Annotated in this window: 12 protein-coding genes and 1 tRNA gene; 11 read left to right on the forward strand and 2 right to left on the reverse strand. The window is 65.9% G+C overall.

What is annotated here, in order from left to right; all coding sequences use genetic code 11:
- Positions 1-218 (reverse strand): hypothetical protein (locus Q0996_RS22555; RefSeq protein WP_299625386.1); only part of this gene is annotated, 218 nt, incomplete at its 3' end.
- A 23-nt stretch (positions 219-241) separates the two neighbouring features.
- On the opposite strand from Q0996_RS22555, the gene Q0996_RS22560 reads away from it, so the two are divergent.
- The 11 genes from Q0996_RS22560 (at position 242) to Q0996_RS22610 (ending at position 8,819) form a co-directional block, all read left to right on the forward strand.
- Positions 242-317: transfer RNA gene (locus Q0996_RS22560), tRNA-Ala, on the forward strand.
- A 351-nt stretch (positions 318-668) separates the two neighbouring features.
- Positions 669-1,016 carry a type II toxin-antitoxin system RelE/ParE family toxin gene (locus Q0996_RS22565; protein WP_299625389.1) on the forward strand — a complete coding sequence of 116 codons (348 nt, stop codon included), beginning with the start codon at positions 669-671 and terminating at the stop codon, positions 1,014-1,016.
- Complete coding sequence (locus tag Q0996_RS22570; RefSeq protein ID WP_299625392.1) at positions 1,013-1,300, forward strand: helix-turn-helix domain-containing protein; 288 nt, start codon at positions 1,013-1,015, stop codon at positions 1,298-1,300. The genes Q0996_RS22565 and Q0996_RS22570 overlap by 4 nt, the downstream gene beginning before the upstream one ends.
- Positions 1,301-1,647: 347 nt before the next feature.
- A complete protein-coding gene (locus Q0996_RS22575) occupies positions 1,648-2,529 on the forward strand; it encodes an alpha/beta fold hydrolase (protein ID WP_299625395.1) in 882 nt (293 codons plus the stop codon).
- Entirely contained in the window at positions 2,526-3,593 is a 1,068-nt protein-coding gene (locus Q0996_RS22580) for a tartrate dehydrogenase (protein ID WP_299625398.1), read from the forward strand. The genes Q0996_RS22575 and Q0996_RS22580 overlap by 4 nt, the downstream gene beginning before the upstream one ends.
- Before the next feature lie 131 nt (positions 3,594-3,724).
- Positions 3,725-4,075 carry a copper resistance CopC family protein gene (locus Q0996_RS22585; RefSeq protein WP_299625401.1) on the forward strand — a complete coding sequence of 117 codons (351 nt, stop codon included), beginning with the start codon at positions 3,725-3,727 and terminating at the stop codon, positions 4,073-4,075.
- 21 nt (positions 4,076-4,096) lie between these two features.
- Positions 4,097-4,978, forward strand: a complete 882-nt coding sequence (locus Q0996_RS22590; RefSeq protein WP_299625404.1) for a copper resistance D family protein — start codon at positions 4,097-4,099, stop codon at positions 4,976-4,978.
- A gap of 78 nt (positions 4,979-5,056) precedes the next feature.
- The gene (locus Q0996_RS22595) at positions 5,057-5,533 is read left to right on the forward strand and encodes a c-type cytochrome (protein ID WP_299625407.1); all 477 of its coding nucleotides are present in this window, start codon (positions 5,057-5,059) and stop codon (positions 5,531-5,533) included.
- A gap of 115 nt (positions 5,534-5,648) precedes the next feature.
- Positions 5,649-6,104 carry a hypothetical protein gene (locus Q0996_RS22600; RefSeq protein ID WP_299625410.1) on the forward strand — a complete coding sequence of 152 codons (456 nt, stop codon included), beginning with the start codon at positions 5,649-5,651 and terminating at the stop codon, positions 6,102-6,104.
- Positions 6,105-6,173: 69 nt separating this feature from the next.
- Positions 6,174-7,616, forward strand: a complete 1,443-nt coding sequence (locus tag Q0996_RS22605) for a PepSY domain-containing protein (protein WP_299625413.1) — start codon at positions 6,174-6,176, stop codon at positions 7,614-7,616.
- Between the two features lie 162 nt (positions 7,617-7,778).
- The gene (locus tag Q0996_RS22610; protein ID WP_299625416.1) at positions 7,779-8,819 is read left to right on the forward strand and encodes a hypothetical protein; all 1,041 of its coding nucleotides are present in this window, start codon (positions 7,779-7,781) and stop codon (positions 8,817-8,819) included.
- A 96-nt stretch (positions 8,820-8,915) separates the two neighbouring features.
- Here Q0996_RS22610 and Q0996_RS22615 read toward each other — a convergent pair whose 3' ends face one another.
- The gene (locus tag Q0996_RS22615) at positions 8,916-10,865 is read right to left on the reverse strand and encodes a beta-galactosidase (protein ID WP_299625419.1); all 1,950 of its coding nucleotides are present in this window, start codon (positions 10,863-10,865) and stop codon (positions 8,916-8,918) included.
- Positions 10,866-10,891: the final 26 nt, after the last annotated feature.

Below are 10,891 nucleotides of genomic sequence, written 5' to 3' on the forward strand. Positions count from 1 at the left end.
AGGACGACCTCATCGAAGACGCCTCCGACCTCGGTGACGACGACGACATGGGCGATGTCGTGATCGAAGAGGACAAGCAGGACAACTGAGCGGCCTTCCCCGGAGCCGCTTCCGAGGGCATTAGCGGCGGGTCTCCCGCCGCTTCTGGCCGCGAGATTTTCCTTGCCTTGCGCCGGCCGGATACCTACCTTCCCGCCGTTCCCCAGCCGGAGGGCCACCGAGGCCCGCAGGCTGGGCCCATGGGGCCGTAGCTCAGTTGGGAGAGCGCTACAATGGCATTGTAGAGGTCAGGGGTTCGACTCCCCTCGGCTCCACCACCCTACGCTCTTCGAGCTTCGGGTGGCTTACGCCAGTAAGCCGCGCGAAGTCGGTAGAGCTAGGAGTGTCCGCCGAAGCCTCGGCGTAGGCGGACTGGTTCCAAATCTCTCCCGTCAGTTCCAACAGCTTTCAATTCCCCCGGCCCTGGCCGGGATTTTGCATTTGGCGCCGGACTGCCGCCCGGCCCGCTTGGTGCCGGCGCATTGGGGGCAGGCTATCCCGATCCGGCTTTCAGAGTCCGTGTCTCTTGTGATTGCCCTGGGAATCCATGCAACCTCACGGAAGCGGGGGAGGGACGCGAGCTGACAGAGATGTACTTTGTGTGATACACTTGTATCTTGTGAGGTGCAGTGCCAGAGCTAAAGAAGCTCCCGGCCGCGTTTTACGCCACACCCGGCGGAAACGAGCCTGTAAGGGAGTGGTTGCGCAGTTTGGATGAAGAGGACCGGCGGGTGATTGGCCTGGACATTGCCACCGCTGAGTTCGGCTGGCCGGTCGGCATGCCGCTGTGCCGGTCGCTGGGAAAGGGCCTCTGGGAAATCCGGTCCAATATCAGCTCCGGCCGGATCGCCCGGGTGATTTTCGGCGTCGCCGATGAGCACATGGTGCTCCTGCACGGCTTTGTGAAAAAGACGCAGAAGACACCCAGGTCCGACCTGGAACTGGCCGCGAAACGATTGAAGGAGATAACATCATGAGCAAGCAAAAGGGACGGATCGGCTCATCCTTCGAGGACTTCCTGAAAGAGGAAGGCACTCATCAGGAAAGCACGGCAATCGCCGTGAAGCGCGTCCTGGCCTGGCAGTTGAAGCAGGCCATGGAGACGCAGCAGATGAGCAAAAACCAGATGGCCAAGGCGATGAAGACCAGCCGCAGCCAACTGGACCGGATACTGGACCCCGCCAACGAGAACATCCAATTGGACACGCTGATCAACGCCGCGCGCGTGCTGGGCCGCGAACTGCGCATCGAGCTGGTTTGACGATCCCCTCTATAGAAACTTCCCATAGATAGATAACAATAGGGGTTGCCTGAATAGGGGCGTGTACATTGTTAGTACGGAAGGCCTTATAGCTGGCCGCCAAGTAGCCCCGCATCAGCCGCCGGGACCTATGCAGAGCTCGACGCGCACAGGCTTATCTTCGAAGCCTTGGTGTAGGCGGACTGGTTCCAACTCTCTCCGTCAGTTTCCACAGGTTTTGAAGTCCCCGGCCCTGGCCGGGGTTTTTGCATTTGGGGCCGGACCGCCGCCCGCCCCGCTTGGTGCCGGCACATGGGGGGCGTAGGCTGTCCCGCATTCGGGTCCAGGCGGTTGCGGGGGAGAAGGCGATGTTCGAGGGGTTCCGGGCGTTCGATCTGCCGGGGGAGGGGGCGACCATTCATGGGGTGGCCGGCGGGGCGGGCCCGCCGCTCCTGCTGCTGCACGGCAATCCCCAGACCCATGCCATGTGGCACAAGATCGCGCCGCGGCTGGCGGAGCGGTTTTCCGTTGTGGCGGCGGACCTGCGCGGCTACGGCCGCTCCTCCAAGCCGCCGAGCGATGCCGATCACGTGCCCTACTCCAAGCGCGCCATGGCCCGCGACATGGTGGCTGTGATGGAGCGCCTGGGCCACGAAGACTTCATGATCGGTGCCCACGACCGCGGCGCCCGGGTCGCCCACCGCCTGGCGCTGGACTGGCCGCAGCGCGCCCAACGCATCGCCCTCCTGGACATCGCGCCGACGCGCGAGATGTACCGCCACACCGGCGAGGCCTTCGCCAAGGCCTACTGGCACTGGTTCTTCATGATCCAGAAGGCGCCCCTGCCGGAACAAATGATGGCCGCCGACCCGGAGGCCTTCTGGCGCTGGCGCTGCGGGAGCGGGGCGGCGGGCCTCACGCCCTTTAGCGAGGAGGCGCTGGCGGACTACCTCGCCGCCTTTCGCGACCCCGCGACCATCCACGCCACCTGCGAGGACTATCGCGCCGCCGCCGGCATCGACATCCGCCACGACGAGGAGGACGGCGGGCGCAAGGTGGCCTGCCCCGTCCTCGCGCTCTGGGGCGCGGAGGGCGCCGTCGGCCAGTGTTTCGACGTTCTGGATCTCTGGCGCCAGCGCGCCGAGGACCTGCGCGGCGGCCCGCTGCCCGGTGGCCACTATCTTGCCGAGGAATGCCCCGATGCCGTATGTGACGCCTTCCTCGAGTTCTTCAGCGAGCAAAGTTCATGACCCAGCGCAAGTACCGCATCGCCGTCATCCCCGGGGACGGCATCGGCGAAGAAGTGATCCCCGTGGGCCAGCGCGCCGCCGAGGTCGCCGCCGACAGGCACGGCTTCACCATCGAGTGGGAGCGCTTCGACTGGTCCTGCCGGCGCTATGCCGAGACCGGCCGCATGATGCCCGAGGACGGTATCGAGCAGGTGAAGGGCTTCGATGCCATCTACCTCGGCGCCTGTGGCTGGCCGGGGGTGCCGGACCACGTCTCCCTCTGGGGGCTCCTCATCCCGCTGCGCCGGGAACTGGACCTCTACGCCAACGTGCGGCCGGTGCGGCTGCTGAAAGGCATCGCCTCGCCGCTGGCCGGGCGCGGGCCGGAGGACATCGACTTCATCGTCGTGCGGGAGAACGTCGAGGGCGAGTATTCGGAGGTCGGCGGGCGGCTCTATCACGGATCCGATGCGGAGATGGCCTCCCAACTCTCCATCTTCACCCGCCGCGGCACCGACCGCATCCTCGACTATGCCTTCGAGCTGGCGCGCAAGCGCAGACGCAAGCACGTGACTTCTGCCACCAAGTCCAACGGCATCGTCCACACCATGCCCTATTGGGACGAACGCTTTGCCGCGGCGGCCGGGCGCTATCCCGACATCGAGACGGCGCAGTACCACATCGACATCCTGACCGCGCACTTCGTGCAGCACCCCGACTGGTTCGACGTGGTAGTGGCCTCCAATCTCTTCGGCGACATTCTCTCCGACCTCGGGCCCGCGGTGGCCGGCTCCATCGGCATCGCCCCCGCCGCCAATCTGAACCCCAGCGGCGCGTTCCCCTCGCTGTTCGAGCCGGTGCACGGCTCGGCCCCCGATATCGCCGGCCAGGGCATCGCCAACCCCATCGCCGCGGTCTGGACCGCCGCCATGATGCTGGATCACCTGGGCGAAGTTGAGGCTGCCGCCGCGCTGGAGGCCGCCATGGAGTCAGCCCTTGAAGACCCCACCACCCGCACCCGCGACCTCGGCGGCACCGCCGACACGGCGGCCTGCGGCGAGGCGGTACTGCGCGCGCTGGTCTAGGAGTTTCGTTCGCCCGTCATCGCTTGACCTTCATGTTGCGGCAACCTCTAGATTCGCGATGGTAGGCAAAGACAATTCTGAGAAGGTCCGGGCCGATGGCATTGCGCAGCGCATGGATAGGGGTATGCCTTTTGGGCCTGATCGGTGCGGGCTTGGCCGAAGGCGTGCAGGCGCATTCCAAGGCGCCCAAGGTGACACCGGCGGACGGCAGCGTGCTGGCCGAGGCGCCGCCGGCGCTCGGCTTTTCGTTTTCGGAGGCCATCCGTTTGACCGCCGTGCGCCTCTACGATGAAAGCGGCCGGGAAGTCGAACTGCCGGGCCGGCGCGACATGACGGCGGCGCAGGACCGGGAGATCGCCCTGCCGCCTCTGGACGCCGGTCTCTACAGGGTGGAGTGGCGGGCCCTCGCGGCGGACGGTCACCCCATGAAGGGTGCGTTCTCTTTCACCATCGCCCCGGCCACCATCGCCCCGGCGAACTGACTCGCAGCGGAACCCGAGCGCGTGACCGGCCTTGCCTTCTCCGCCGTCGAGGTCCTGCAGCTCGTGGCCAAGATCCTGGCCTATGCGGGGTCCCTTGGCGCTGTGGGCGCGCTCGCCTTTATCGAGGCCTTTCGCGACTTGCTCCGTGACGGGGACCTGCCGCCGCTGCATCTGTATGCCGCTGTGCTCCTGCTTGCCGGGCTGCTCGCTTCGCTGCTCATGCTGTTCGGCACCGTCGCCATGTTGAACGGCCTTGGACTGATCGGCGGATTCGATTGGGAGCTCTGGGGCCTGATCGCGAAGACCCCCGCCGGGGACAGCGTCTGGATTCGTGTGGCAGGGTTGCTTGTCCTCCTCGCCGGACTGCTGTCGGTCCGTCTAAGGCGGTTGGCGGTCGTCCTGGGCGGACTTTGCGTTGCCGCCTCCTTCGGCCTGGTCGGCCATGTCCAGGACGAACCGCAGTCGCTCTTGCTTCAAGGGTTGCTCGTGCTGCATCTGCTGGGGGTCGGCCTCTGGATCGGCAGCCTTTGGCCCCTGCTGTCTTTGGCGCGTGTCGGGGAGCAGCCACGCGTCGCCCGAATCATGGCGCGCTTCGGACGCCTGGCGGTCGTCTTCGTCGGCACGCTTTTGGCAGCCGGGGTCGCTCTGGCCTGGTTGCTGCTCGAGGACATCGGACACCTGGCGGCCACGCCTTACGGACGCTTGCTCCTCATCAAAATCGGTCTGGTGACGCTCCTGCTCGGCCTCGCCGCTCTGAACAAGCTGCGTCTCGTGCCGGCGCTCGCTGCCGGCGAGAGGTCGGCTTCGCTGCGCCTGCGGCGTTCGATCCGGCTGGAGATCACGATGGTCCTGCTGATCCTGACCGCCACCGGCCTGTTGACCACGGCCTTCTCGCCGTCCTGAGGGTATCAGGCCTTGACCTTCCTGTGACTGGAAGCGTCAGCCTGCGGCCCGTCTCGTGAGTCAATTGCAGGAACTGAAATGACGGCGATTCGACGGCGCTGGGTGGTTCCCGGCTTTGTCGCGGTGATCGTCGCGGCGGCGGCGGTCGGAACCTTCGCGCTTCTGTCCTCGCAATCCGGCGCGCGCATCGATCCCGACAACGCCCGGTTGGTCGCGCTGGGCGGGGCGGTCTACGCGGCGGAGTGCGCCGTCTGCCACGGGGCAAATCTGGAGGGCCAGCCGAACTGGCGCCAGCGGCGGGCCGACGGGCGCCTGCCCGCACCGCCCCACGATCCCAGCGGCCACACCTGGCATCATCCCGACGAACAGCTCTTCGCGCTGACCAAGTACGGCCCCGCGGCCCTGGCCGGCGGCGGCTACGAAAGCGACATGCCGGCCTATGCCGGGACCCTGAGCGACGACGAAATCTGGGCGGTGCTGTCCTACATCAAGAGCCACTGGCCGGCGCAGATCCGCGAACGGCACGACCAGATCAACCGCGCTGCGCAACAGTGACGGCCGGCCGGCAAGGCCGCGACACATCGTCCCGGTGAACCTCTGCGGGCTGCGCACTACCCTGGCGGCAAATGGGGACCGGGCGGCGGGGGCCGCTCCGCACGCTGGGACGATCATGAGCTTTATGCTGCGCGGCCACAGGGCCTTGACGGGCATGCCGGCGAGACGCCGGCTCACGGCCCTGGTCGTGTTCGTCCTGGTCTCGCGTCTGCTGCTGCCCTGTCTTCCGGCCCAGGGGCATACCGGGTCCGACCTCGGCAGCGACTTCTATGTGATCTGCACGCCATACGGCCTTGTCGACCTGCGGACGGTCGATCCGTCCCAAGGTGGCCTCGGCGGCAGCGGCGAAAACGACGGGCAGGAGCGCCTGCCGAATGACGCGGATCCCTTCCGGATCTGTACCGGGTTCTGCGGTCTCTCCCTCTCCGTGCCGGCGCCCGATGCGGCGTTCCTCACCCAGGTGTGGGCCGCCGGCAGCGACAAGCCGGCGCCACGGGACGGCACTTTCGTCGTCGCCGCAGAGTCTCACCACAGCCTGGGCGCCAGGGCGCCGCCGACACTTTCCCGCTGATCTTTCGTCCCGACCAACGACACCTCAGCGCCGCTGACCTCGGTCAGCGGAAAAAGGGAAAGCCGATCCATGAACAGCCATCCTGCGTCTTCTGGCGCCTCTGCGGATGCTGCCCCTGCGGCATTCGAACCCGACGCCACGCCGTCCTTCTCCCGAAAATTCTACCTCGCCGCCTGGCGCTGGCACTTCTATGCCGGGCTCTTCGTCGTGCCCTTCCTGATGATGCTCGCGGTGACCGGGCTCATCATGGTCTATTTCAATTCCGTCGAGACCCGCTTCGGCGAGCGCCTCTACGTCGTGCCGCAAGGCGAGATGACCTCCGCGGTCTCTCAGGCCCGGGCGGCGCTTGCCGTTCATCCTGAAGGAACGGTCAGCCAGTACATGCCGCCCCCCGCGCCCGACCGGACCGCCCTTGTCAGGGTAAAGGCCGACGGCCTCAACTGGATCGTCGCGGTCGATCCCTACACCAACGACGTGCTGTCTTCGGTGGACAAGGACTCGACCTGGTATTACTTCGCCAGCGACATCCACGGCACGCTGCTGATCGGCGACCTCGGCGACCGCCTGATCGAAATCGCTGCCGGCTTGGCCATCGTCCTGGTCGTGACCGGCCTTTACCTCTGGTGGCCGCGCGATGGCATCGGCCTGGTCCGCGTCCTCGTTCCGCGACTCAGTTCAAGGGGCCGCGCGCTGTGGAAGGAACTGCACGTCACCATCGGCTTCTACATCTCCCTGGTGCTGGTGTTCTTTCTCATCTCGGGTCTCGCCTGGGCCGGCATCTGGGGCGGCCAGTTCGTCCAGGCCTGGAGTACCTTTCCGGCGGAGAAATGGGACAACGTGCCGCTGTCCGGTGCGACCCATGCAAGCATGAACCACGGCGCCCTGAAGGAGGTGCCCTGGGGGCTTGAGCAGACGCGGATGCCGGCGTCCGGGTCGCAGGCCGGCGTGACCGGGGTTCCGGAGGGGACGCCGGTCACTCTCGACAGCATCGAGATGCTGGCCCGCGCGCTCGGCTTCGATGCCCAGTTCCGCATCAACCTGCCGGAGGGCGCGGAGGGCGTTTACACGATCTCGGCGGACTCCATGGACGGGGACACCGAAACCCCAACCGGCGACCGCACGGTCCATGTCGACCAATACAGCGGCAAGGTGCTGGTGGAGGTGGGTTTCGCCGACTATGCGCTCGCCGCCAAGGCCATGGCGGTGGGCATCGCCCTGCACCAGGGCGACATGGGCCTATGGAACACCGCGTTCAACGTGCTGTTCTGCCTGGCGGTCATCTTCCTCTGCGTGAGCGGCGTGGTGATGTGGTGGAAACGGCGTCCGCGGGGCGCGTCGCGTTTGGTGGCACCGCCTCTTCCGGCGGACCTGCCGCTCTGGAAAGGGGCGGTCTTTCTCATGCTGCTGCTGTCGCTGGCCTTTCCTTTGGTGGGGCTCACCCTGCTGACAGTGCTTGCCTTCGACGCTCTGATTTTGTCGAAGGTCCCGGCGCTGCGGCGCGCTTTGCAGTAGCGCAGCGACAACACGGGGGGCGGGCCTTTGCGGTCCGCCCCGGCTATTGAGGTTGCTCTATCCTCCTTGGTTTGAACAAACAAAGAACAAATGACTCGTATGATTGCATTACAATCAATATAATTGCGGTCGGATTGAAAATGCAGATGGCAGGGCTTTGCGATGGGAATGATGCTGCGCGGGCTGGTGCCGGGGGCGTCGACGGCGATTGTGGGTCTTGCCTGCGCCATGTTGCTGGCGGGCTGTGCTGCGCCGAAACCTGTCGACGAGTTCGAGTCCCGACACGAGTACTTCGAGGTTGAGGGCTGGCATACAGGTGCGGTGTTCTTCGAAGCGGACGGAGCGTTCAGTTCTTGTTTTATATCGTCCGATTACCTGAACGGTATCTCTCTCGAAATTGCTCGGCACGAGCATGGGTATCACATCAACCTGTTCAAGTTTGAATGGTCGCTGGAGGCGGGCAAATCCTATCCTGTTCGATTGCAGATAGACGACCTTTGGCAAAGAGATTTCGAGATCACGGCTGTAACTGAAAAGGGTATTCTTATCTTTCTTGGATTCGATGCGGAGGCTCTAAGGGCACTACGTCAGGGCTCTTTGTTAACTGTCTTTGCCGAGACGGAGACATTCAGATTCAAGCTGTACCAGGGACGGGCAGCACTTGATCGCTTGGAGCGTTGCCTCCGCGAAAACCTACCGCAGGCCGTCACGGACTATCGGAACCCATTCGCCGCGGAGCAGAATCCCTTCAAGGCAAGACCGCGATCGGCTTCCGGCGTTAAGCCGTCGAGTCTGAAGAAGATTCTCAAAGGCGCGACCGGCGTCGACTTCGACGTGGACCAAGCTTCGGAGTTCACGCCCGATGTGGAACTCGTCTACTTCCTGGACGAAGCACTGTATGGGCTGTTCTGGCAAAACTCCGGTCAGGGGAACAGCGCCGACGATGTTTTGGCGATAACCCTCGCCTACATGCAGACAGACTGTTCCGGGCGTGCGGTCTCTGGCCAGAATCCGGCTAGGGATGGTGATATCGGGCGGGTTCGTCAGGGTTTTGTCGCCTGCGATACGGACGATCTCTTTGCCGATGTCTTGGTTATCGAATCCGATTCGGTCAATAGTGTCTTCGTGACGTCATCGTCGATGGGCGATGCCGAGCTTGCCCAAGAGGTCGGCAGTGCGGTCGGCCGCTTCTTCGTGCCTTAGTTCGCAGTTCCGACGCGGCCAACTCCACACTCGTTTTCCTGGACAGTTGCTGCGGCCCCTCACGCTCTTCAGAGGCAGGAGGACGTGCTATGCGTGTCAGCCCTTGCGCCAGGCCGCCAGGTCGTGGGGGCCGATCTGGCGGTTGCCGAGAACGAAGGCGGCGTCGCCCGGCGCCGGTGCCGGCAGCGGGCGGTTCCCGTAGTTGAAGGCGAAGGTGAGGTCGCCCAGGCGGCGCAGGCGCAGGGCCTCGTCGAGGCGCTGCACGGGCAGGCCCCTGGCCTCCGCCAGCGCGGCCAGATAGTCGGTGAGAAAGGCCTCGTCGGGCCAGAAGCCGAGGTAATGGCCGCGGTTTTGCACCAGGATCGCCGCCTCGCCGTCGTCGAAGGACGCCACGGTTTCGGCGGCATCGCTGGCGACCCGCTCGCGCCAGGTGCCCACGGGATAGCGCTTGTTGCCCCAGGCGAGCTGGTCCTGGACCGCCGGCGGCAGGCTTTCCACCCGGGTCACCTGCATGTCGATCAGGCGCCGCAGGCCGCCCGGCGGCAGGCCCTGGGGGATCTGGAAGGACTCGGTCTTGGAACCGCTGTGCGGGCCGAACAGCAGCGTCGCATCGCACTGTTCGAGTGCTTCCACCGCGTCCTCGCGGACGATGGGCAGGCTGGGCGCCACCACCAGGGCATAGCCGTCGAGCGCCGCGCCGGGCGGCAGGATGTCGACGTCGAAACCGAGCCGGCGCAGACAGCGGTAGAAGAGATGCGACAAGGACTTGTAGTCGAAGTCCTGGCCCTGCGGCTGGATCTCGCAGGTCCAGACGGCTTCATAGTCGAACAGCATCGCCACCGGCGCCTGGCGGCGGCTGGCCAGGGCGCCGTCCAAGGCCGCCATCTCTCCCGCCACCTGCCGTGCCTCCTCGCCGCCCTGGTCGAGAGCGCCGTCGGGCCGGTTGAGGCCGGCGTGCATCTGTTCCTGGGCGAAGGGAGCCTGGCGCCAGCGGAAGTAGGACACCACCTCGGCGCCGTGGGCAAAGGCCTCCCAAGTCCAGAGCCGCACCATGCCGCGGGCCGGTGCCGGATTGTAGGGCGCCCAGTTCACCGGGCCGGGCTGTTGTTCCATCACCCACCAGCGGCCCTCGCCCATGCCGCGGTAGAGGTCGTGGTGGAAGGCGGCCACGTCGGGGTGGCCGCTGCGGGCCCAGCGCCTCTTCTCCTCGGCGCTTAGCGGCAGGCGCTGATCGGTGTGCCCCAGGGGATAGCTGTCCCAGGAGGAGACATCGAGATCACGCGCCACGGGGTAGTGGTCGAACTCGGTGAAAAAGCCCATGAAGTTGTGGACCAGGAAACGGCCGGGGGAGAGGCGGCGCAGGATTGCCGCCTGCAGGCGGTTGTAGGCCGCCACCTGGTCGGAGGAGAAACGGTGAAAGTCCAGCCGGTGGGAGGGATTGGCCTCGGTCACCGTGAGGTTGGGCAGGTCGATCTCCTCGAAGGTGCGGTAGGTCTGACTCCAGAATGCCGCGCCCCAGGCGGCGTTGAGCTGGTCGATGGTGCCGTAGCGGGCCTGCAGCCAGGTCCGGAAGGCCGGCAGGCAGTGCGGCGCATAGGAGAGCACGGTGAGGTGACAGCCGTACTCGTTGTCCAACTGCCAGCCGGCAACGGCGTCGTGCCCGCCGTAGCGTTCGCCCAGGATCTCGACAATGCGCTTTGTCTCCTCAAGCCAGACCGGGCTCGAAAAGCAGGAGTGACGGCGGGAGCCGAAGCGGCGGGGGCGCCCCTCCGCGTCGTGGGGCAGGATCTCCGGATGTTCGTCGATCAGCCACTTCGGCGGCGTTGCCGTCGGCGTGCCGAGCACCACCTTCAGGCCGGCGCCGGCCAGGGTGTCGAGGGCGCGGTCGAGCCAGCCCCACTCGAAGGCATCGCGCCGCGGTTCGATGCAGCTCCAGGCGAACTCGCCGATGCGCACATAGGCGATGCCGAGCGCGGCCATGGCGGCGGCATCGGCGGCCCAGGAGTCCTCCGGCCAGTGTTCGGGGTAGTAGCAGACGCCAAGCATCGCGGCTCAGACCTTCTCGATGTGCA

This window comes from Pelagibius sp., assembly GCF_028289705.1.
Taxonomy (GTDB): Bacteria; Pseudomonadota; Alphaproteobacteria; order Kiloniellales; family Kiloniellaceae; genus Pelagibius.